The following is a 21,963-nucleotide window of genomic DNA, read 5'->3' as shown; positions in this document are numbered from 1 at the left end:
GCTCCTTCTGCCCTTAGGTCATGATGTGAGGGGAGGCTGATACGCCTCCCCCCGCCGGCGTCAATGGTGAATGACGAGGTTGCTGAACGGCCAGACATAGGCCTGCAACGTCACCAGCATGCCGACCAGCACCGCCAGCGCGATGGAATGGAAGAACACATAGCGCAGGATCACGCCTTCCTTGTTCACCCAGCCGGTGGCGGTGGAGGCGACGACGATGGACTGCGCGTCGATCATCTTGCCCATGACGCCGCCCGAGGAATTCGCCGCCGCCATCAGGGTCGGCGACAGGCCGAGCTGCTCGGAGGTGATCTTCTGCAGGCCGCCGAACAGCACATTCGAGGCGGTGTCCGACCCCGTCAGCGCGACGCCCAGCCAGCCGAGCAGCGTGCCGAACAGCGGGTAGAACGGCCCGGTCGTGGCGAAGGCGAGGCCGAGCGTGGCGTCGAGGCCGGAGTAGCGGGTGAGGAAGCCCAGCGCCAGCATGATGGCGATGGTGGCGAGCGAGAAGCGCACCTTCCACAGCGTGCGGCCATAGATGCGCACCAGCCCCAGCGGCGAGAAGCCCATCAGCAGCCCGGCGATCACCGCCGACACGAAGATGCCGGAGCCGGTCATCGACAGGATGTTGAAGGTGAACACCGCCGCTTCGGGATGCGCGGTCGCCACCACCGGCGGCACCTTGAAGACGAGGTTGTGCAGGCCCTCGAACGGAATCTTCTGGATGAACATCCCGTCGAGCCAGCCCTTCATCTGCGGGACGCCCCAGGCGAAGACGAACACGGTGAGGATGGCCCAGGGCAGCCACGCCTTGACGAGATCGCCGGTCGAGGGGCGCTGGCTAAGGGTGGGGTCGATCTTGGCCTTGGCCGCCACCTCGTCCGAACCGTCATTGCCCTGCCGGCCCTTCAGCGCGGTCGAGGTCCAGATCGTCTTCGGCCGCCAGACACGCAGGAACAGCACGAGACTCACCATGGAGACGATGGCGGCGACCACGTCCACCAGCCACGGGCCGTGGAAGTTCGAGACCAGGAACTGCGGCACGGCGAAGGTGATGCCGCACACCAGGATCGCCGGCCATATTTCCAGCATGCCGCGCCAGCCCGCGAACGCCCAGATGAGCCAGAACGGCACGATGAGCGAGAAGAAGGGCAACTGGCGACCGATCATCGCCGAGAGATCGAGCAGGTCGAGCCCCGTCACCGCCGCCAGCGCGATGACCGGCGTGCCCAGCGCGCCATAGGCGACCGGCGCGGTGTTGGCGATGAGGGAGAGGCCGGAAGCGGCGAGCGGCGAGAAGCCGAGCCCGATCAGCAGCGCCGCCGTCACCGCCACCGGCGTGCCGAAGCCTGCCGCGCCCTCGAAAAAGGCGCCGAAGGAAAAGGCGATGAGCAGCAGCTGCAGGCGACGGTCGCCGGTGATGCCGGCAATGGAATGCTGCAGCGTGGTGAAGGAGCCATTGGCTTCGGTCAGCTGGTGCAGGAAGATGATGTTGAGCACGATCCAGCCGATCGGCATCAGCCCATAGGCTGCGCCGTAACCGGCGGCGAGCCCCGCCTTTTCGGCGGGCATGCCGAAGAAGAACACGGCGATGACGAAGGCGGCAACCAGCCCGGCAAAGGCAGCGACATGCGCCTTCATATGCAGGAAGCCGAGGCCGACGAGCATGACGACGATAGGCACAGCGGCGAACAGCGTCGACAGCGCCATGCTGCCGAACGGGTCGTAGACTTGATTCCAGGTCACGGGCGTTTCTCCGGGGATACGAGTGTGCGGTTTGGTCCGCTTTTTCCCGATTGGGCCCGGTCTTTGCCGTGCCGCCCTCCTTTGGTAAGGAGATTATCATGAAGTGTTGTTTGGTAAGTTTTATTTACCGAGCAAGTCAATTGGACAACGATTCGACTTTCGTGGCATTTACCGAAGGTCAAGCCGAAAGATCGTCGGCGACATGAGGGGGGACGCGCGCGTGGAGCGCCTGCACACACCGAAGCTGGCGGAGGCGATTGCCGAGCATATCGAGCGGCTGATCCTCGAAGGCGTGCTGCGCCCCGGCGAGAAGCTGGCCAGCGAGCGCGACCTCGCCGAGCGGCTGGAAGTCTCCCGTCCGTCCTTGCGGGACGCCCTCGCCCTGCTGGAACAGCGTGGCCTGCTGGCCACCAGCCGCGAGGGCACGCGCGTCACCGAGTTTCTTTCCGGCCTAACCGATCCGCTGGCGGGGTTGCTGCAATCCAACGAGCAGGTGACGGCGGATTACTTTGAATACCGCACGGCGGTGGAGCGCATGGCGGCCGGGCTGGCGGCGGTGCGTGCCACCGCGCCCGAGCGGCAGGCGATCCGCGAGTGCCTGGCCGAAATGCAGGCCGCGCACGCCGCCGGCGATCCCGACCGCGAGGCGGAGGCGGATATCGTGCTGCACCGGCTGATCTATGCCGCCTCGCACAATCTCGTCATCCTGCACGTCATGCGCGCCTTCTCGGAGATGCTGCGCCGGGACATTTTCTTCAACCGCACGAGCCTGTTCGCCGAAGCCACCTTCCGCGAGGCGCTGCTCGCCCAGCACAAGGCGATCGGCGAGGCGGTGGTGGCCGCCGACCCGGAGGCGGCGGAGAAGGCGATCCACCACCATCTCACCTTCACCGGCGATGCGGTTGCCCGCACACGGCGCGACGCGGCGCGGGTCGACCTCGCGGTCCGTCGGCTCAATCGGTCGACGCTGCTGTCGGGCTGAGCGCGGGGAAAGCGCGGGAAGGGCGGAACGGCCCGGTTGCCGTAACGTTAGTCTCCGACAAGGGGCGACGGCGCGCGGCCGCGGGCTGAAAGGCCGGGTGCGATGGCAAGCCGGCCCGGGCGCTCGTGCCGAAGTGATATTCTAACCCGCACGGTTCGGCACTGATGATCCATTCCGGCCCGGACGACTATTCGAGCCAGCCCGGCGGCAAGGCCGGCGACCGCGTCGCCTGCGGAGTGATCGAGCGTCCCTGACGCCGGCCCGGGGACGGTGGAGATCTCCAGACGGCGCCGCGTGGCGGGCCGGTCACGGTGCGGCACAAGATGGGGCCGAACGGTACGTCCGTGTTGATCGGTTTCCCTGTGTGTCTATGGTGTTTCCAAACTGCGCCGACGCGGAGTGGCCGGCCTTCGGAAGCTGCCGCGCCGCGCAGGAGTGTTCTGCCGGACCTCACGGGCTCAGCGTGGCGCATCCGGCAGGGCAGGATGTTGTTTGTGACCCTGCGGGCGAGTTGCATGACGGTTCGGGTTTCGCGTTCCCCGCGTTCGGTAGTGTCGCTCCGTGCCGCCCTGATGGCCTCCGCCGCCCTCCTCGTCGCCTCGCCGGCGCTCGGTCAATCCATGAATGGCGCCACCAACCCCACGGGTCCTGGCGGCAACGGCACGCCCTATCTCGAAGTGCCGCCCGGCGGCGGCGGCGGTGGCGGCGGTGGTGGTGTGACCGGCGGTTTTGGCGCGGCGGGCAATTCACCCGAATTCGTTGCCATCAATGGCGATGCCGGGATCGGCGGGTTCATTCCGGGCATGCCGGGTACCGATGGCGGCGAGGGTGATCTCGGCGGCAGCGGTGGCGGTGGCGGTGGCGGGGCGCACGGCTATTTCGGTACCGAGGCGCCGAGTGGGGACGCGATCGGCGGCCAAGGCGGCGACGGCGGCGAGGGCGGCGAGTTCAACGCCAAAGATATCCAGGGTATCGCCGGCGGTGGCGGCGGCCCGGGTGCTGGCGGTTATGGCGCCTCAATTCAAATCCAAGGGACCGGAACGACGCTGAACCTGCCGAACGCGATGATGGGCGGCGACGGCGGCGACGGTGGCAGCGGCGCTTCCATCATTTGGGAAAATGACGGTATTTTCTATCCGCTCCAGGGCGGCGCCGGGAATGGCGGCGATGGCGGCACCGGCCTTTACCTCTATGGCTCCGGCGGCGGCGCCGGCATTCTCGGTGAAGCCAAGGGCGGCGACGGCGGCATTGGCGGGCATGGACATCTCCCGACCTTCGGGGGCATCGGCGGCAGCGGGCTCGAAGTTGCCGGCACGGCCGCCAATGTGATCATCGAGGCCGGTGCGCAGGTCACCGGTGGTGATGGCGGCATCTCGCTGTCCGGTACCGGCGGGTCCGGCGGGGCCGGTATCCTCATTTCCGGCGATAACAACGTCGTCACACTCGCCGGCAGCGCCACCGGCGGCACGCAGGGCGGCAATCCTTCCGGCCAGGCGCTGGCGGTCTACATCACCGGGCAGGGCAACTGGCTCGTCCTCACCTCGACCTACAACCAGAGCGGCGGTATTTACGCCCAGGGTGGCGGCGCGCTGGCGCTTGGCGGCTCCTCGCCGGGAATCTTCGACGTCAGCGCGATCGGCTCTGCGATCACCAATTTCTCCTTCTACACCGTCATCGATGGGGCCTCCTGGACGCTGCTCAATGAGCCGGAAAGCCTGGTCAGCTGGGACATCCAGGACGGCGCCCTGTCGATCGCCGACCCGCTGTCGCTTGGCGGCTATGGCACGCTGACCATCAGCAATTCCGGCCAACTGACCACGACCGCCTCCATGTCGATAAACCAGCCGATCCAGTTGAGCGGCGGCAGCGGCCCGGGCGCGACCTTCGACGTCGAAAATGGCACGGTGCTCATCCTCGGCGGGGAAATCCAGGGGCCCGGCAATCTGATCCTCACCGGCGGCGGCATGCTCGCCCTGGGCGCCAGCAACACATACACGGGGACCACCACGGTCCAGCAGGGCACGCTCTCTGTCGGTGGCACCTTCCCATTGGGTGTGGTGCCGGGCACGCTGAACCTCGAAGATGGCACCACGCTCGAATTCGCTGTTGACGGGGATGGGCCGCCAACAAATCTCACGGGCGCTGTCACCCTCGCGGGCAGTGTGACCATTTTCTCCCCTTATGGCGTGAGCGGCACGATCAGCGGCAACATCAGCGATGGCAGCAGCAGCGGTGGTCTCACCCTTGCCGGGCCGGGCGCGGTGCTGTTGAGCGGCGCCAACAGCTTCACCGGCCCGGTGACGATCGCCGCCGGCACGCTGATCGCCGGTTCCGCCACGGCGCTGGGCTCCAACGGGACGGTGACGGTCCAGGAGGGCGCGACCCTCCAGATCAACACCTCCATTACGACCGGGAGCCTCGCGGGCACGGGCGCCATCATTATCGGCACCAATACGCTCACGGTCGGCGCTAACAACGCCTCGTCCACCTTCTACGGGAGTTTCGCCGGCACGGGCAACCTCACCAAGACCGGCTCGGGCACCTTGACCCTGCAAGGTGTCAATGCGGATGTGAGCGCGCTGACGATCGAGGGCGGCACGCTGGTGCTCGATTCCCAGTCGGTGCTTGGTTCGGGCACCATCGTCGCCTTCTCCGGCGGTGCGGGCTCCACCCTGCAACTCGGTTCGAACCAGACCGTGGCGGGCCTCAGCGGCGACGGCAGTCTGGTCCTCGGCAGTGCGTCCTTCACTGTCAACTCGTCTAGTGACTTCACCTTTTCCGGCGGTATTTCCGGCGTCGGTGGCAGCCTGGTGAAGGCGGGAACCGGCACGCTGACGCTCTCTGGTAGCAACAGCTTCACCGGGCCGACCTTCGTTACCGGGGGCGCGTTGGTTCTGGCCGGCGGCGCGGCGCTCAGCGATCAGACGGAGGTGACGGTGGCCGGCGGCGCGCAACTGCAGCTGCAGGCCAGCGAGACCATTGGCGGATTGGCGGGCAGCGGCGTGGTCTTGCTCGCGGGCAGCACGCTCAGCTTCGGTGGCAACGGCGCCAATACGGGCTTTGGCGGCTCGATCAGCAATGGCAGCCTCGTCAAGCAGGGCGCGGGCACGACGGTTCTCACCGGCAGCTACAACCTCTCGGCCCTTACCATCGCCGCCGGGACGCTGCAGATCGGCGACGGCGCCTCCGCCACCAGCTTCCAGGCCGCGCCCATCGAGAATAACGGCACGCTTGTTCTGAAGCCGGAGCAAGACCTCTTAATGTCGGAGGTGATCTCCGGCACGGGCGGGGTGACGGTCAATGCCGGCAACGCGCCGGTCACCTTCACCGCCGCCAACACCTATACCGGCGGCACCACCATCACGGCGGGCACGCTGAACCTCGGCAGCGGGGTTCTTGTGGGCTCGGTGGCCGGCGATGTGTTCAATAATGGCACGCTCGCCTTCAATGCCAGCACGTCGCAGAGCTTCGGCGGAGCGATCTCGGGCACGGGCGGCGTGAGCGCCGTGGGCGGCGCCACGGTGACCCTGTCCGGCGCCAACACCTATGCCGGCGGCACCGCGATCAGCAATGGCTCGATGGTGTCGGTCGGCAGCGACGGCAATCTCGGCGCGGCGAGTGGCGGCATCAGCCTCGCGAACGGCACGCTGGCCGTCACCGGCTCCTTCAGCAGTGTGCGCCAGGTCGTGCTCGCCGGAGCCGGCGGCATTGCGGTCTCGGCCGGCCAGACGCTGACCCTGACGGGCGCCATCAGCGAAAGTTCGCCCTCGCAACTGGTCAAGTCCGGCGATGGTGTGCTCGTTCTGGGCGGCGCCAACAGTTACACCGGCGGCACGCTTGTGTCCGCCGGCACGCTGCTGGTGTCGGCCGACAGCAATCTCGGCGCAGCCATCGGCGGGGTGACGCTCGACGGCGGCACGCTGGCGATTACGGCCAGCTTCACCTCCGCGCGGAATGTGACGCTGGGGGCCGGCAACGGCACGGTCGATGTCGCCACCGGCAGCGTGCTGACGCTGCAAGGCGTCATCGGCGGCAGCGGCAACCTGACCAAAAGCGGCGACGGCGAACTCGCCCTGTCGGGCGCCAGCAGCTTCGCCGGCAGCACGTCGGTGGCGGCCGGCACGCTGGGGCTCTATGGCGCCACTTTGGCGACCGGTTCGGTTAGTGTCGCCGATGGCGCGACGCTGCAAGGCTTCGGCACCATTGCCGGCACCGTGTCGGTTCTGGCCGGCGGCACGCTGGCCGGCGGGGTGATGGGACAACCCAACCCGCAGCATATCGCGCTCGTCACGGGCTCGCTCACCCTTGCCAACACGGCCAATGTGGCGCTGGCGCTGGGCGTTGGCGGGAATACCGGCGTGGCCGAGGTGAGCGGCGATCTCGCGCTTGGCGGCACGCTGAGCGTGTCCGGCGAGGCGGTGCATGGCGCCGGCATCTACCGCGTCTTCACCTATACCGGCAGCACTAGCGGCAGCTTCGCTTCGGTCGATCTCTCGGGTCTTGTCGATTCCGGTTCCTATACCGGCACGATCGAGACCGGCAATCCCGGCCATGTTAACCTGCTGCTGCGCGATACCAGCCCCCTGCAGATCTGGACCACGGACGGTGGAACCAGCTTCGGCGGCTCCGGCACCTGGTCGTCGACAGGGGACACCTGGTATCTCGCCTCGTCCGGCCAGACCATTCCGTGGGGTGGAGAGACCGGCATCTTCACCGGCACCGCCGGCACCGTCACCGTGCGTGGCGAACAGACCTTCCAGAAGCTGGAATTCGTTAGCGACGGCTATGTTCTGCAAGCCGATGGCACGGAGCCGACATCGAGCCTGCATGTGAATGGCGGCGGCGTGCTGTGGGTGGAGGGGCATGATGTCACCGCGACGATCAGCGCGCCCATCACCGGCACGGGCGGCATCGAGAAGGTCGGCACCGGCACGCTCGTCCTTACGGGCAGCAACAGCTATGTCGGCGGCACCAGGATTTCCGGCGGCTTTATCAGCGTCGCCAGCGCGGCGTCCCTCGGCGACGCCGGCAATGTACTGACCCTCTCCAGCGGCGGGTTGGAAACGACCGGCTCCTTCACCCTTGGCAGCGCGGTGGTAATCGAGGGCTTCGGCAGCCTGAAGCCGGGGGCGGGCGAAACGCTCGGTCTTTCCGGCACCGTCAGCGGCACGGGTGGCCTGCGCAAGGAAGGGCTCGGCACGCTGGTGCTGAGCGGCACCAACACCTATGCCGGGGAGACGGTAATCGCCGAGGGCACGCTGCAAGTGCAGGGTGGCGCCGCGATCTCCGACACATCCGCCGTGCGCATCGAGGCGGCCGGCACGCTGCAGCTGGGCGCCAATGAGGGCATCGGCTCGCTCGCGGGCAGCGGCACGGTCGACCTGCAGAACTACACGCTGCAACTGAACTACAGCGCCGCCAGCACCGTGTTTTCCGGAACCATCAGCGGAGCCGGTGGCGTGGTGATGCAGGGTCTGGGCACGCTGGTCCTCACCGGCGCCAACAGCTATTCCGGTGGCACCACTCTTTCCGGTGGCGGGCTCATCATCGGCAATGGCGGCACCTCGGGGAGCCTTGCCGGCAATGTCGTCAATAACGGCTTGCTCGCCTTCCATCGCTCGGACGCCATCACCTTTTCCGGCACCATCAGCGGCGCGGGCGGGGTCACGCAGATCGGCAGCGGCACGCTGACGCTCACCGGTACCAACAGCTATGCCGGCGGCACGCTGGTCTCGGCCGGCACGGTGCAGGTGAGCGCCGATGCCAATCTGGGCCAGGTCGACGGGGCGGTGACGCTGGAGGCGGGCACGCTCTCCACCACGGGCAGCTTCACCACCGCGCGCAGCCTTCTTGTGGTCGGCGGCGGCACGCTGCAGGTGGCCACCGGCACCACGCTGGCGCTCACCTCGGCGGTCGCCGGCACCGGCGGGCTGACGAAGCAGGGCGACGGCACGCTGATTCTCGCCGCCGACAACAGCTATACCGGCACGACGACCATCCGCGCCGGCGTGCTGCAGCTCGGCAATGGTGGCACCACGGGCTCGGTCGGCGGTGCCATCGTCAATGACGCGACGCTGGCCTTCAACCGCAGCGACAGCTTCATCTTCGCCAACAACGTCTCCGGCCAGGGCACCGTGGTGCAGGCCGGCACCGGCGCGCTGATCGTCACCGGCGACATTGACAGCCTGGGCGGCCTGCAAATCCAGCAGGGCGCGGTGCAGATCGGCAATGGCGGGACCACGGGGCAGGTGGCCGGTCCCATCGTCAATAACGGCATACTTGCCTTTGCACGCTCGGATCAGACGGTGGTCGCAAACACGATTTCCGGCAGCGGTGCCGTCGTGCAGATCGGCGCCGGCGACCTGTTCCTGACTGGAAGCAACAGCTATTCCGGCGGCACCGGCATCGGTCCCGGCAGCACGCTGCATGTAACCGCCGACGCGGCACTCGGCGCATCGACGGGCGGGCTCATCTTCGGCGGCGGTACGCTCTCCGCCGATCTCGGCTTCGCCAGCGCGCGCACGGTGACATTGATCGGCGGCGGCACGATCAGCGTCGCCAATGCGGCGGTGCTCACCTTGTCCGGTGCGATCAACGGCGCGGGGAGCTTCACCAAGAGCGGCCTTGGCACGCTGGTGCTGACGGGCAACAACAGCTACGCCGGCAACACAGTGGTGGAAGCCGGCACGTTGCAGATCGGCGACGGCGGCACCTCGGGAACGCTCGCCGGCAATGTCGCGACCGCCGGCACGCTGGCCTTCAACCGCTCCGACAACATCCTCTATGTCGGTGCCATTTCCGGAACCGGAGAACTCGTGCAGGCGGGTACGGGTGCGCTGGTGCTGACCGGCACCGGCAGTTACACCGGCGGCACGCGCATCACCGCCGGCACGCTGGTGCTCGGCAATGGCGGCACCTCAGGCGCCATCGCGGGCAATGTCGCCAATGACGGAACGCTTGTCTTTAACCGCAGCGACGCCGTGACCTTTGCCGGCGTCATCTCCGGCAGCGGCGCGGTGACGCAAATTGGTGCCGGCACGCTCGCCCTCGCCGGCGCCAATAGCTATGCCGGCGGCACGACCATCGGCGCCGGCGCCAGCTTGCAGGTCGCTTCCGACGCCAATCTCGGCGCGGCTGCCGGTTCGCTGACGCTGAGCGGCGGTATTCTGGCGCCGACCGCCTCCTTCACGAGCGCGCGTACGGTGACGCTCAACGCCAGCGGCGGGTTCAGCGTCGGCACGGGCGTCACGCTGACGCTCACCGGCACGGTCGGGGGCAATGGCGCGCTCTACGTCGCCGGTGGCGGAGCGCTCGAACTGGCCGGGATCAACAGCTATGCCGGCGGCACCTCCGTCTCCGGCGCGACCCTGGCGGTGCACGCGGATCACAGCCTTGGCAAGGCGGGCAGCGCGTTGGCGCTGAATGGTGCCACGCTCCAGGTGCTGCACAGCTTCTCCTCCGAGCGCGACGTGACCTTGAGCAGCGCGGGTGCGTCGATCGACGTGGGCGCGGACCTCTTCCTCAGCCTTTCCGGCACCGTCTCGGGACCGGGCGTGCTGGCCAAGACCGGCGCCGGCCGCCTGACCCTGACCGGCGACAACAGCTATGGCGCACTGGCCATTCTCGGCGGGACGGTGGTGGGCAATACCGCTTCGCTTAAGGGCAACATCCTCAACAATGGCGCCCTCGTTTTCGATCAGGCATCCACCGGCACCTTCGCCAATATCATCGGCGGCACGGGCACTTTGACGGTCAAGGGCGAGGGAACGCTGGTTCTGACCGGCAGCGCCGCGCCGGGGGGCGGCACCACCATCGATGGCGGCACGTTGCAGATCGGCGATGGCGGTACGGCTGGCTGGCTCAGTGGCCCCATCGTCAACAAGGGCACGCTGATCTACGATCTTGCCGGGCGCTACACCTTCCCGGTCGCGCTCAGCGGCACCGGCCGGGTCAAACTGGAAGGCGGCGGCACGGTCGATTTCACCGGTTCGGATTACAAGGGCGTCGTCGAGACCGACGATGCGCGTGTGCTGGTGCGGCGCGGAACCGACTCGCAGGTGAGCTTCCGCGTCGGCGCGCACGGCGTTCTCGGCGGCGTCGGCACGATCGGCTCGGTGGATGTGCTCGACGGCGGTGTCATCTCGCCCGGCTTCTCACCGGGCACTCTCAACATCAATGGCACGCTGACGCTGGCGGCAGGCACCACCTATCGGGTGGATATCTCGCCGGGTCGGGGCAGCGACCTGCTCGCCGTCACCGGCGCCGTCGGCATCAATCTCGACAGCACCCTGGAGCTGCATGCCGAGCGTGGCACCTATGCCAACTACAAGACCTATACCGTGCTGACCGGCAGCGACGGCGTGCATGGCCTCTTCGGAACGGTGACGAGCAATTTCGCCTTCCTCGACCCCCTGCTGTCCTACACCGACACGGAGGTGATCCTGAACCTCGTGCGGCGGGACATTCCGTTCTGGCGTGAGGCACACACGTGGAACCAGGTCGCCACCGCCAATGGCGTCGAGTCGCTCGGCGCGGGCAACGAGATTTACGACGCGGTCGCCTCGCAGCTTAAGTCCGAGGCCTACATCGCCTTCGATGCCCTCTCCGGCGAGATCTACGCCTCCACCGCATCGGTGATCCAGCAGCAATCCGTGTTCACCCGCGACGCGGTGGGCGCGCGGCTGCGGCAGGCCTCTTTCGAGGGCGCCGGTGCGCCGCTGGCCTATGCCGGCGACGGGCCGCAGACGGCGCGGCTCGGGGCCGATGGCGCGACGGTCATGTGGATGCAGGGCTTCGGCGCGCAGGGCTCCATCGGCTCCGACGGCAATGCGGCAGCGGTTGCCGATTCGATCGGCGGCTTTGTCGGCGGCTTCGACGCGGCCTTTGCCGCCGACTGGCGGCTCGGCGCCTATGGCAGCTATAGCCGCTCCTGGCTCGACGTGTCGGGCCGTGCCTCCTCCGGCTCCATGGACAATTACGAACTCGGCCTCTACGGCGCGACCCAGCAGGGCCCGTGGGCCCTGCGGCTCGGTGGCGGCTATGCCTGGCACGACATGTCGTTCTCCCGCAGCGTGGCCTTCCCTGGCTATCAGGCGTCCAACAGCAGCGACGCCAATACCGGCTCGGCCCAGCTCTTCGGCGAACTCGGCTATGACCTGCCGCTGGGGCCGGTCGATCTGGAGCCTTTCCTCGGCCTCGCCTATCTGCATGTCGAGGGCTGGAACACGGTCGAGCGCGGTTCCAACTCGGCGCTGAGTGTGAATGCCGGCGCCATGGACACGTTCTATTCGACCCTTGGCCTGCGCGGCGGGCAGGAGATCGACGTGAACGGTGTGCCGATCACCGCCAGCTTCACGCTGGGCTGGCAGCATGCCTTCGGCGACACCGTGCCGGCGGCGGTAATGAGCTTCGCCACCGGCTCGGCGCCGTTCAGCATCGAAGGAGCGCCCATCGCCACGGATACGTTCATCTTCGGCGGCGGGCTGGCCTATGAGCTGAACCCGAACACGCGGCTCAGCCTGCGCTATGACGGGCAGATCGCCACCAGCGCCCAGCAGAACGCCGTGAGCGGCGCGCTGCAGATCCGCTTCTGAGCGGGGCTGCAATGCGACCGACGCTCAGGCGCCGGGATGTTCCACCACCGCCTCGGCCCGGCCGAGGCGGATGACGCCGAGCACCAGCGCGCAGCCGATGCCGATCACCACGCCGCCGGCGACCTGCGGCAGGGTGAGCGGTTCGTCGAGCAGCAGCGTGCCGATGGTCACGGCGACGCCGGTGACGCCGAATTCCACGCTGATGGCTCGGGTGGGGCCGATGGAGGCGATCAGCCGGTAGAAGATCACATAGGTGATGGCGCTCATCAGCACGCCGGCGACCAGCAGGGAGGCGATATCCAGCAGCCCCGGCACGCCCGGCAGCGGCACGAAGGCGATCAGCGGCAGGATGAGCACGCCGCCGAAGAAGAACGCGCCGATGGTGATCTCCCATGAGCCGGTCTTCGCCAGTCGCCGCCCGGCATAGACACTGCCGAAGGCGGCGGAGAGGGTGGAGCCGAGCGTCGCGGCGCAGCCGATGATGAAGGATGGCGTCACCGGCTGGGCCGGAAAGCCCACCAGCAGCACAATTCCCGCCGCGCCGAGCCCGATGCCGACCAGCCCGCTGAGCCGGAAACGCTCGACCCCCCACGCCGCCGCGATCAGCATGGTGAAGAGCGGGATGGTGGCGACGAGGATCGCCGACATGGCGGTGCCGATGCGTGGCAGGCCATACGATATCAGCCCGAGCTGCAGGGCGACGGTGGCGAGACCGACCACGAACAGCGGAAACGCGCCGCAGGAGAAATCCAGCTTCCGCCCGGAGGCGCGGGCGGCGAGGTAGAGTGTTCCGGCCGCGAAGAAGGAGCGGAACGCCACCGAGCCAGCCCAGCCGAAGGCGTGAATATTGTGGTCCATGACCACGAAGGACGATCCCCAGACGAGCGCCAGGAACAGGTAGGAGGCCAGGTCTCTGGAACTCATCACGCGCACACCGCCCGCCAAGCGAGGCGGCTCGCATGGCCGGATCGCGCGCGGAAACTAGTTGCTCGCAGGCGGCTGTCAATTGGCGCAAAAAAGAGATAAGGGAAGCGGCATGAAATCAGTCGATTCCTTCAAAGACCGCCAGAAGAATGCCGCCGAAGCCCGCGCCCGGCTGGTGTCCCGCCTTGCCGAACGCCCGAGCCCGGACGACCCGGCGATGATCGCCCGCGCGGCCGAGCGCAAGGCGGCGGCTGAGGCGCGGCAGGCGGCGCAGGCGGCGAAGGCCGCCGAGAAGGCCGCCCGCAAGGAGGCCGAGGCCGAAGCCGCGCGGCTCGCCGCCGAAGCCGCGGCTGCCGAGGCTGCCGCCGCTGCGGAAGCCGAGATCGCGGCCAAGGCGGCCGCCATCGAGGAAGCCGCCGCCGCTGCCGCCGCCGCCAAGGCCCGTCGCGACGAGCGCTACGCCGCCCGCAAGCAGCGCGTCGGCCGCCGCTGAAGCCGTTCAGCCGGCCGCACGCTGGCCGGCGAACTGCCCGCCATAGCCGCGCTGGGGCACACCCAGCGTCTGCTCCAGGATCAGCTGGCACACCTTCATCCCCGCCCGCAGCCGGATGGGGCGCGGCCCGAGATTGATGATCTCGAGCTGGATCTGACCCGTCGATCCCGCGTGGATGGTGGGTGCGGTGAGGTGGACGATGAGGCCGATGCGGGCGAGCGAGCTCTTGCCCTCCACCCGCGCCGCCAGCCGCGCCCCCGGGCGCAGGTCGACCCGCTCCAGCGTCCAGCCCAGCACCAGTCGGCCGGGATCGAGCACGAAACCCTCCGTGCCGATGTCGATGTCGTCCGCCATGCGGGTGATCGCCTCGCGGAAGCTGTAGCCCGGCCCGGCGGGGTCGATGACCGGGTCTTCGCCCGGCGCGGGGTCGCGATACAGGGTGAGCCTTGCGTCGAGCCGCAGGTCGACGCCGTTGGGCGCGTAGAATTCCGGCGGCGGCGGCGGCTCGATCAGCACCGAGCCTTCGGCCATGGCGTCGAGAATGTCGCGGTCGGTCAGGATCACGGGCAAAGCTCTCGAAAGGGGGCCCTCACAAGGAGGTCCTGGAAGACGGGCGGTCTCCCGCACTGCGGGAGTGCTAACATGGCCTCACCCACCGGCAAATGCCATGCCTGATGCGGCTTCCCCGGCACCCTCACCACGGATTGCGCGGCGGCAGGACGGGTTTTGCACCGCATCGCAATAAAGAGCTTGAGCGCGGGCGCGCGCCGCCACAAGTTGGGCGCCCCGACCCAACCCTTCCCGTGGAGTTCCCCTGCAATGACCGACCGTCCGAAGCTTCTCGGCATTTCCGGCAGCCTGCGCTCCGGCGCCTATTCCACCGCCGTGCTGGAAGCGCTGAAAGCCGCGCTCGCCCCGACGGCGGACCTCACCGTGCTGACGCTGAACGACGTGCCGCTCTACAATCAGGACGAGGACGGCGCCACCCAGCCGGCGGGCGCGGCGGCGCTGCGCGCGGCGATCGCGGCGGCGGACGGGGTGATCTTCGCCTCGCCGGAATATAATTACGGCCCCTCGGGCGCGATGAAGAACGCGGTGGACTGGGGTTCGCGCCCCTATGCCAAGGGTTCGCTGCTCGGCAAGCCGGTGCTGGTGCTCACCTCCTCGCCCGGCTCCACCGGTGGCATCCGCGCCCAGGCCTCGCTGCGCGAATCGCTGAGCGCGGCGGGCGCGCGGGTGGTGGCCTATCCGCACCTCGCCATTCCCAATGTCGGCGACAAGCTCAAGGACGGCGCCTTCACCGACGAGAAGACGGTGAAGTTCCTGACCGGCGGCGTCGAGGCGCTGGTGAAGGAAATCCACCTGCTGGCGGCCCACGCCAAGGGCTGAGGCGGCTGACGCGACCTGCGGGCTCCCGGGTGGCCGGGCTTGACCCGGCCACCCAGGCTTTCCGCCATGTGCCGTTGGGAAGGCTGGATCCCCGGGTCAAGCCCGGGGATGAGGGGAGCATGGAGCCGGGCTTCGGCCGAAGAGCATCTCCTCGGTGCCGGATCGGCGCGGCGCTGTCCGCCGATCCGGGACACCGCCGCCGCTCGCGCGCCCTCATGGCCGGGCTTGACCCGGCCACCCAGGCTTTCCGCCATGTGCCGTTGCAAAGGCTGGGTCCCCGGGTCAAGCCCGGGGATGAGGGGGGGGAGGTTTCGACTGAAGAGTCTCCCTCGCGTTCCGATCGGCGCGGCGCGGTGCGCCGATCCGGGACACCGCCGCCGCTTGCACGCCCTCATGGCCGGGCTTGACCCGGCCACCCAGACGTTCCCCCATGTGCCGTTGCAAAGGCTGGGTCCCCGGGTCACGCCCGGGGATGAGGGGGGCGTGGGGGCGGTTGGACTGGCGTTAGACCGAAGACTCCCCCGTACGTCGCAGCCGGCGCGGCGCTGTCCGCCGCTGGTCCGGGACATCAGGAGTTCAATCCACCGCGATCATCACGTCGGAGGCCTTGACCACGGCATAGGCCTTGCCGCCCTCCTTCAGGCCCAGCTCGTCCACCGCCTCATTGGTGATGGAGGAGGTGAGCACCTGCCCGCCGCCAATATCGATGCGCACATGCGAGGTGGTGGCGCCCTTGGTGACCTTGACCACGGTGCCGGGGACGACGTTGCGCGCGCTGAGCTTCATGGGGTGTTCTCCTGTGTCGAAGCGGGTGGGGAAGGGGGCGCGTCGAGCACGCGGACCTCGATCCGCGCGACATCGAACATCTGCCGCGCGCCGCGCCGGTCTCCCGGCACCACGAGGCGCGGCGCACGGGCGGTGGCGAGCGGCTCGCCCTCACGCGTATGGGCGAGAAGAATGGGCGCATCGCCGAGATCGGGCGCCAGATCCGCCGCCGCCAGCACCAGCCTGTAGCCATCCCCCGCCGTGACGACGATGACGCTACGCAGCAGGGCGCGGTGGGGATCGGTGTCGACCAGGCCCCGCGCGACGAGCAGGTCCCACAGGCGCGGACCGGTGAAGCGCGCCCGCTCCGGCCCCTTGGCGGTGGCGTAGGTGACGGTGAGCGTTTCCGCCGGCAGCGCGCGCAGGGCCGCGACCGACAGCGCCTCCTCCTTGCCCGCGCCAGCCAGCGTCACCGGATCGGCCGCGTTGGCGGGCGAGGCACCGAGCAGCAGCAGAACAAGGCCGAGACGCAGAGGGCGTGGGAGCATGGGGAGAACCGGTGTGATATATTCTTATGGATATAGCACGGCTCCGCCCGGCGCAATCGCGGGCGGGCCTGAGCCCGCCACCCAGACGTTCCCCCATGTGCCGTTGGAAATGCTGGTCCCCGGGTCAAGCCCGGGGATGAGGGGGTGTGGAGCCGGGTCGGCCGAAGAGCTTCCCTCTCGTCCCGGATCGGCGCAAGCGCCGGCACCTCAGCATGACGGGGCCTTGGTGATGATGAGCCACGTCATCCTGAGGTGCGAGCACAGCGAGCCTCGAAGGATGTTGAGCCCGGGGGCGCGCTATCGTGCGGCCGGATGTGGCCGAAGAGCTTCCACTGGGTCCCGGATCGGCGCGGCAGGCTGTGCCGCTGGTCTGGGACACCGCTGCCGCTCGCGCGTCCTCAGGACCAGGCGTGACCCGGCCACCCAGACGTTCCCCGAAGTGCCGTTGGAAAGGCTGGGTCCCGGGGTCAAGCACGGGGATGAGGGGGCGTGGGGGCGGGTTTCGGCCGAAGAGCTGCCCCTTTTCCAGGATCGGCGGGGCACGCTGTGCCGCTGGTCCTGGACACGATCATTGGTCTCATAATTCCTAAACTAGGAAATTAATCCTTGACAGCGTCGCGCTGGCGGGGTAGCTTTCGCTCATGCTCCACAACTGCGTCGGAAGCGGCGGGGGTGAAACCCCAAGCCCCCGTGCGGTGTGCCTTTTCAGCCGGCCTTCGGGCCGGCTTTTTCGTTTCCGTGCTCAAGCGGCGGAGGTGGCATGTCGGTTCCCGGGCGGTCGGTTTCGCCGGAAGCGCTGGAAGAGGCGCGACGGCTCTATGAACGCACGAATGTGCCGGTGCAGCAGGTGGCGGACCTGCTCGGCATTTCCAAATCCACCTTCAATCTCCGCCGGCAGCGCTGGGGCTGGACGCCGCGCATGGCGCGCATTCCCGGCGCGCCCGCGCTGCTTGCCGACACGACCCCGCAAGACCCGACCTCGCAAGACCTTCTCACCGACGACCCGCCGGTCGCCGGCCCGCCTCCCGTCCCCGGGACTTTGGGCGCTGCGGCGCCGGCGGAAGCCGCGCCGGCCTCGCGCAGCGAGCTCATCAACCGGCTGGTGCGGCGCATCGAGCGCGAGATCGCCGCGCTGGAGCGGCTGGTCGCGCTGGCCGGTCTCGCCGTCGCGGCGCGGCCGGAGGCGAGCCAGGCCGACAGCGAACGCGCCGCGCGCACGCTGGCCATTCTCGTGCGCGCGCTGCGCGAACTCGCGGCACTGGACAGAGAACAGCCCGACGGGAGCGACGATGACGCCGACCGCGACGCCGACGCCTTCCGACGCGAGCTTGGCCGCACGCTTGAGCGCGTGCTGGCGGGCGGGCAGGCTGCCTGAGGCGCTGGAAGCGCTCGACGCGCCGACCCTCGACTGGCTGCGCCATCACTGGCCGCTGATCGGCCGGGCCTCGCAGCGCCCGCCCGACCGTGCGCAGGGCGGCGGCGACTGGCTGACCTGGCTGATGCTGGGCGGGCGCGGCGCCGGCAAGACACGGGCGGGGGCGGAATGGGTGCGCGCCCTCGTGCACGGCGGCGCCGGGCCGAAGGCCGGGCGGCTCGCTCTGGTGGCGGAAAGCCATGCCGATCTGCGCGATGTGATGGTGGAGGGTGTCTCCGGCCTGCTCGCTATCCATCCGCGCCATGAGCGCCCGAGCTGGGAGCCGACGCGCCGCCGGCTCGTCTGGCCGAACGGGGCGGTGGCGCAGGGCTTTTCCGCCGACGACCCCGAGAGTTTGCGCGGGCCGCAATTCGACGCCGCCTGGTGCGACGAGCTGGCGAAATGGCGCTACGCCCAAGCCGCTTTCGACATGCTGCAATTCGGCCTGCGGCTGGGGGAGCGGCCGCGCCAGATGGTGACAACCACGCCGCGCCCGACCGCGCTGATCCGCGCCCTGCTCGCCGACCCGCGCACGGCGGTGACGCGCATGGGGACAGCGGAGAACGCCGCGCATCTGGCGCCGGGCTTTCTCGACACCGTGGTTGGCCGCTATGCCGGCACGCGGCTCGGCCGGCAGGAACTCGGCGGCGAGCTGATCGAGGACCGGCCGGACGCGCTGTGGAACCGCGCAGGCCTGGAGGCGGGGCGGCTGGAGGCGGCACCGGCGCTGGCCCGTATCGTGGTGGCGGTCGACCCGCCGGCCTCGTCGGGCAGGCGGGCCGATGCCTGCGGCATTCTCGCGGCGGGGATCGACGCGGCGGGTGTCGTGCATGTGCTGGCGGATGAGAGCGCGCAGGGCCTCTCGCCGAATGGCTGGGGCGGGCGCGCCATCGGCCTGTTCCAGAAGCTGGAGGCCGACCGGGTGGTGGTGGAGGTCAACCAGGGCGGGGAGATGGTGCGGACCATCCTCGCCGGCATCGACCCCACCGTGCCGGTGAGCGAAGTGCGCGCCACGCGCGGAAAATGGCTGCGCGCCGAGCCGGTGGCCGCGCTCTACGAGCAGGGACGGGTGCGCCATGTCGGCCCGTTTCCGGCGCTGGAAGACGAGATGTGTGATTTCGGCCCGGACGGCCTCTCGAACGGCCGTTCGCCCGACCGGCTCGACGCGCTGGTCTGGGCGATCACCGCGCTGGCGCTCGGCCCCCGCGCGACGGAGCCCCGGGTGCGGCGGGTGTGAGGGGCCGGACCTGCGTGCCGGACCTGCGCGAAACTGAACCGATGACCGGAGCCCTTCGATGAAGCTCTTTCCCTTTTCCCTCGGCCGCCGGGCGGTGCCGCCCGAGGCGAAAGCCTCGCGCACCCAGGCGCTGGTGGCGCTGCTCGCCGGCCACCGGCCGCAATGGACGCCGCGCGACTATGGCGCGCTCGCCCGCGAGGGCTATCAGCGCAACGCCATCGCCTATCGCTGCGTGCGGCTGATCGCGCAGGGAATGGGCGAATTGCGCCCGCTGCTGAGCGAGGACGGGCGCGAGAGCGCGAGCCATCCGCTGCTCGACCTGCTGGCGCAGCCGAATGCGCGCCTTGCCGGGCCGGGGCTGATGGAGGCGCTCGCCGCGCATCTGCTGCTGGCCGGCAATGCCTATGTCGAGGCGGTGAGCCTCGGCGGCGCGCCGCGCGAACTCCATGTGCTGCGCCCGGACCGCATGCGCGTCGTGCCCGGTCCGGATGGCTGGGCGCAGGCCTATGACTACACGGCGGGCGGGCGCTCCGTGCGCTTCGTACAGGAGGGGGTGCCGCCGCCCATCCTGCATGTGGCGCTGTTCAACCCGCTCGACGACCATTATGGCGCCCCGCCGCTGGAGGCGGCGCAGATGGCGCTCGACCTGCACAACGCCGCCGGCGCCTGGAACAAGGCGCTGCTCGACAATGCCGCGCGCCCTTCCGGCGCGCTGATCTATGGCGGGGCGGGCAATCTCTCCGACGAGCAGTTCGACCGGCTGAAGGAGGAGCTGGAGGCGAATTTCGCCGGCAGCGGCAATGCCGGAAGGCCGCTGCTGCTGGAAGGCGGGCTCGACTGGCGCCCGCTCTCGCTCTCGCCGCACGACATGGATTTCCTGGAGGCGAAGAACGCCGCCGCGCGCGAGATCGCGCTCGCCTTCGGCGTGCCGCCGATGCTGCTCGGCATTCCCGGCGACGCCACCTATGCCAATTACGCCGAGGCCAGCCGGTTGCTGTGGCGCCAGACCATCCTGCCGCTCGGCCGCCGGCTGCTGCACGAGATCAGCCTCTGGCTCGGCCCCGCCTATGGGCCGGGCCGGCTGGTGCTGGAGCCCGACCTCGACGCCATCGAGGTGCTGCATGGCGAGCGCGAGGCGCTGTGGCGCCGGGTGAACGAGGCCACTTTCCTCACCGACGACGAAAAGCGCCAGGCGGTGGGCTACGGGGTGCGGGAGTGAGGGCCTCACCCTCTGCCCGCCACACCGCCCTCATGGCCGGGCTTGATCCGGCCACCCAGACTTTGGCCGCGCACCAGCGGAAGGGCTGGGTCCCCGGGTCAAGCCCGGGGATGAGGGGGCGCGCGGGGCGATCTTCGATGGCGCGCCTGCTGTGGCGCGCGATCCCGGCTCTGCGCTTCGCTTCGGCCGGGATGACGGCGCTCGGGCCGCATGACCGCGCTGGGCGCCAACGTGCCGAGGAGGACACCCCATGCAGCCGCTCATCACAGCTTTCGCTGCCAAGGCCGACATCGCCCATCTCGCCTTGCTGATGTGGGCGCTGGGAGCCTCGGCGCTGGCTGCCGTCGCGCTGCGCGAATTGGGCCGCGCGGTGCGCCGGTTCGATGATTTCGTGCGCGAGATCGCGCGCTTCAACGCCCAGTTCGGAGACGAGACATGAGTTCGACCCCGCGCATCCGGGCCTTCCTGCCCGGCCGCTTCAACGGGCTCGGCCCGCTTCTGCCAGCGCCGGACCGGGCCGGGCAGGCGCCGCAGGTGTTTCGCCAGTTCGGCCGCACGCTCGGCCGGCTGGAACGCGCAGCTGCCACCCGCCGGCCGGGCACGGGGGAGGCGGCATGAGCCTCGACGCCCGCGCCTTCCCCCGGCGCGAGACCAAGGCCGGGGCCGCGCCCTTTGCCGGCGCGCTCGCCCGCATCGCGCCCGATGGCCGCTTCGAGGGCTATGCGGCGCTGTTCGGCCGCGTCGATCTCGGCCGCGACCTGATCCTGCCCGGCGCCTTCGCCCACTCGCTGGCCGAGCGTGGCGCCGGCGGGGTGCGGCTGCTGTTCCAGCACGATCCGGCCGAGCCGATCGGTACCTGGCTCGGTCTCCACGAGGATTCCCTTGGGCTTTATGTGAAAGGCCAGCTCACCCTCGATGTCGCCCGCGCCCGCGAGGTGCTGGCGCTGATGCGCGCCGGGGCGATTGACGGGCTGTCCATCGGCTTTCGCGCGGTGGAAGGCCGCACCGACCCGCGCACACGGGTCCGCCGGCTCTCGCGCATCGATCTGTGGGAGGTGTCGGTCGTCACCTTTCCGATGCAGCCGGATGCGCGCATCGCGGCGGTGAAGCGGGCCGGCGACACGCTGGCCGGCGCGATCCGCCGCGGCGCCCGCCGCCTGCGCGCCTTGCCGGGGCGGCGGCCGGTTCTCGCCTGAGGGGCTGCGTGGCTCAATACCGGCGCGTGGCGCCGGCACCTCAGCATGACGGCAATCCCCCTTGGGCCCTCATGGCCGGGCTTGACCCGGCCACCCAGACTTTCGGCCGACAACTGGCGGAAAGACTGGGTCCCCGGGTCAAGCCCGGGGATGAGGAAGGGGGAGGGGCCCCGGATCGGCGCCGCCTGCGCGCTCTGCCGGGGCTGCGGCCGGTGCTGTGAGGGCCCACGTGGCTCAATGCCGGCGCGTGGCGCCGGCACCTCAGCATGACTGCAATCCCCTTGGGCTCTCATGGCCGGGCTTGACCCGGCCACCCAGACTTTGGCCGGCAGCTGGCGGAAGGGCTGGGTCCCCGGGTCAAGCCCGGGGATGAGGGGCGCGCGCCCGTGCCCCGGCCAGGCGACGCCGCCGCGCAGCGTTTTTCCTTCGCCGTCATCCCGGACGGTCCGCCCCACCG

At 69.4% G+C, this 21,963-nt stretch carries 16 protein-coding genes; 11 read left to right on the top strand and 5 right to left on the bottom strand.

Annotation, left to right across the window (positions count from 1 at the left end):
* Positions 1 to 60: 60 nt before the first annotated feature.
* A complete protein-coding gene (locus K9D25_RS20585) occupies positions 61 to 1,746 on the bottom strand; it encodes an L-lactate permease (protein WP_244377893.1) in 1,686 nt (561 codons plus the stop codon).
* Between the two features lie 220 nt (positions 1,747 to 1,966).
* Between K9D25_RS20585 and K9D25_RS20580 the strand changes: the two genes are divergently transcribed.
* The 3 genes from K9D25_RS20580 (at position 1,967) to K9D25_RS24970 (ending at position 12,321) form a co-directional block, all read left to right on the top strand.
* Positions 1,967 to 2,728, top strand: a complete 762-nt coding sequence (locus tag K9D25_RS20580; protein ID WP_244377891.1) for an FCD domain-containing protein — start codon at positions 1,967 to 1,969, stop codon at positions 2,726 to 2,728.
* 161 nt (positions 2,729 to 2,889) lie between these two features.
* Positions 2,890 to 2,982 (top strand): superoxide dismutase family protein, encoded by a 93-nt coding sequence (locus K9D25_RS20575; protein ID WP_432207963.1) that lies wholly within the window; start codon positions 2,890 to 2,892, stop codon positions 2,980 to 2,982.
* Positions 2,983 to 3,243: 261 nt separating this feature from the next.
* Positions 3,244 to 12,321 carry an autotransporter-associated beta strand repeat-containing protein gene (locus K9D25_RS24970; RefSeq protein ID WP_279613763.1) on the top strand — a complete coding sequence of 3,026 codons (9,078 nt, stop codon included), beginning with the start codon at positions 3,244 to 3,246 and terminating at the stop codon, positions 12,319 to 12,321.
* 24 nt (positions 12,322 to 12,345) lie between these two features.
* On the opposite strand, the gene K9D25_RS20555 is transcribed toward K9D25_RS24970, so the two are convergent.
* Positions 12,346 to 13,245 carry a DMT family transporter gene (locus tag K9D25_RS20555; protein ID WP_244377889.1) on the bottom strand — a complete coding sequence of 300 codons (900 nt, stop codon included), beginning with the start codon at positions 13,243 to 13,245 and terminating at the stop codon, positions 12,346 to 12,348.
* A gap of 112 nt (positions 13,246 to 13,357) precedes the next feature.
* Between K9D25_RS20555 and K9D25_RS20550 the strand changes: the two genes are divergently transcribed.
* Positions 13,358 to 13,738 (top strand): DUF6481 family protein, encoded by a 381-nt coding sequence (locus tag K9D25_RS20550; protein WP_244377887.1) that lies wholly within the window; start codon positions 13,358 to 13,360, stop codon positions 13,736 to 13,738.
* 6 nt (positions 13,739 to 13,744) lie between these two features.
* Here the strand turns inward: K9D25_RS20550 and dcd are convergent, their stop codons facing one another.
* The gene (gene dcd / locus K9D25_RS20545) at positions 13,745 to 14,302 is read right to left on the bottom strand and encodes a dCTP deaminase (RefSeq protein WP_244377886.1); all 558 of its coding nucleotides are present in this window, start codon (positions 14,300 to 14,302) and stop codon (positions 13,745 to 13,747) included.
* 255 nt (positions 14,303 to 14,557) lie between these two features.
* Here dcd and K9D25_RS20540 point away from each other — a divergent pair, with 255 nt between their 5' ends.
* Positions 14,558 to 15,127: an NADPH-dependent FMN reductase gene (locus K9D25_RS20540; RefSeq protein WP_244377884.1), complete on the top strand. Its 570-nt coding sequence runs from the start codon at positions 14,558 to 14,560 to the stop codon at positions 15,125 to 15,127.
* Between the two features lie 576 nt (positions 15,128 to 15,703).
* On the opposite strand, the gene K9D25_RS20535 is transcribed toward K9D25_RS20540, so the two are convergent.
* Together K9D25_RS20535 and K9D25_RS20530 are read right to left on the bottom strand one after the other, a co-directional pair.
* Entirely contained in the window at positions 15,704 to 15,913 is a 210-nt protein-coding gene (locus K9D25_RS20535; RefSeq protein ID WP_244377882.1) for a TOBE domain-containing protein, read from the bottom strand.
* Positions 15,910 to 16,440, bottom strand: a complete 531-nt coding sequence (locus K9D25_RS20530; RefSeq protein ID WP_244377880.1) for a hypothetical protein — start codon at positions 16,438 to 16,440, stop codon at positions 15,910 to 15,912. Before K9D25_RS20530 ends, K9D25_RS20535 begins: the two co-directional genes overlap by 4 nt.
* Before the next feature lie 760 nt (positions 16,441 to 17,200).
* On the opposite strand from K9D25_RS20530, the gene K9D25_RS20525 reads away from it, so the two are divergent.
* From K9D25_RS20525 to K9D25_RS20500, 6 genes are all read left to right on the top strand, one after another.
* Positions 17,201 to 17,815 (top strand): hypothetical protein, encoded by a 615-nt coding sequence (locus K9D25_RS20525; RefSeq protein WP_244377879.1) that lies wholly within the window; start codon positions 17,201 to 17,203, stop codon positions 17,813 to 17,815.
* The gene (locus K9D25_RS20520; RefSeq protein WP_432207962.1) at positions 17,781 to 19,091 is read left to right on the top strand and encodes a DNA-packaging protein; all 1,311 of its coding nucleotides are present in this window, start codon (positions 17,781 to 17,783) and stop codon (positions 19,089 to 19,091) included. The genes K9D25_RS20525 and K9D25_RS20520 overlap by 35 nt, the downstream gene beginning before the upstream one ends.
* Positions 19,092 to 19,149: 58 nt before the next feature.
* Positions 19,150 to 20,310: a phage portal protein gene (locus K9D25_RS20515; RefSeq protein WP_244377876.1), complete on the top strand. Its 1,161-nt coding sequence runs from the start codon at positions 19,150 to 19,152 to the stop codon at positions 20,308 to 20,310.
* A 250-nt stretch (positions 20,311 to 20,560) separates the two neighbouring features.
* Positions 20,561 to 20,749: a hypothetical protein gene (locus K9D25_RS20510; RefSeq protein WP_244377874.1), complete on the top strand. Its 189-nt coding sequence runs from the start codon at positions 20,561 to 20,563 to the stop codon at positions 20,747 to 20,749.
* The gene (locus tag K9D25_RS20505; RefSeq protein WP_244377872.1) at positions 20,746 to 20,928 is read left to right on the top strand and encodes a hypothetical protein; all 183 of its coding nucleotides are present in this window, start codon (positions 20,746 to 20,748) and stop codon (positions 20,926 to 20,928) included. The genes K9D25_RS20510 and K9D25_RS20505 overlap by 4 nt, the downstream gene beginning before the upstream one ends.
* Positions 20,925 to 21,506, top strand: coding sequence for an HK97 family phage prohead protease (locus K9D25_RS20500; protein ID WP_244377870.1), 582 nt, complete (start codon positions 20,925 to 20,927; stop codon positions 21,504 to 21,506). The genes K9D25_RS20505 and K9D25_RS20500 overlap by 4 nt, the downstream gene beginning before the upstream one ends.
* Positions 21,507 to 21,963 lie beyond the last annotated feature (457 nt).

It is taken from the genome of Ancylobacter polymorphus (assembly GCF_022836935.1).
GTDB lineage: Bacteria > Pseudomonadota > Alphaproteobacteria > Rhizobiales > Xanthobacteraceae > Ancylobacter > Ancylobacter polymorphus_A.
The sequence above is the reverse complement of the archived record's forward strand: the minus strand, read 5'-3'. Positions and strand labels throughout refer to the sequence as shown.

Coding starts and splice junctions, on each gene's coding strand:
- K9D25_RS20555 (WP_244377889.1), bottom strand. CDS start 13,245: ATGAGTTCCAGAGACCTGGCCTCCTACCTGTTCCTGGCGCTCGTCTGG.
- K9D25_RS20505 (WP_244377872.1), top strand. CDS start 20,746: ATGAGTTCGACCCCGCGCATCCGGGCCTTCCTGCCCGGCCGCTTCAAC.
- K9D25_RS20550 (WP_244377887.1), top strand. CDS start 13,358: ATGAAATCAGTCGATTCCTTCAAAGACCGCCAGAAGAATGCCGCCGAA.
- K9D25_RS20510 (WP_244377874.1), top strand. CDS start 20,561: ATGCAGCCGCTCATCACAGCTTTCGCTGCCAAGGCCGACATCGCCCAT.
- K9D25_RS20530 (WP_244377880.1), bottom strand. CDS start 16,440: ATGCTCCCACGCCCTCTGCGTCTCGGCCTTGTTCTGCTGCTGCTCGGT.
- K9D25_RS20515 (WP_244377876.1), top strand. CDS start 19,150: ATGAAGCTCTTTCCCTTTTCCCTCGGCCGCCGGGCGGTGCCGCCCGAG.
- K9D25_RS24970 (WP_279613763.1), top strand. CDS start 3,244: ATGACGGTTCGGGTTTCGCGTTCCCCGCGTTCGGTAGTGTCGCTCCGT.
- K9D25_RS20535 (WP_244377882.1), bottom strand. CDS start 15,913: ATGAAGCTCAGCGCGCGCAACGTCGTCCCCGGCACCGTGGTCAAGGTC.
- K9D25_RS20500 (WP_244377870.1), top strand. CDS start 20,925: ATGAGCCTCGACGCCCGCGCCTTCCCCCGGCGCGAGACCAAGGCCGGG.
- K9D25_RS20525 (WP_244377879.1), top strand. CDS start 17,201: ATGTCGGTTCCCGGGCGGTCGGTTTCGCCGGAAGCGCTGGAAGAGGCG.
- K9D25_RS20540 (WP_244377884.1), top strand. CDS start 14,558: ATGACCGACCGTCCGAAGCTTCTCGGCATTTCCGGCAGCCTGCGCTCC.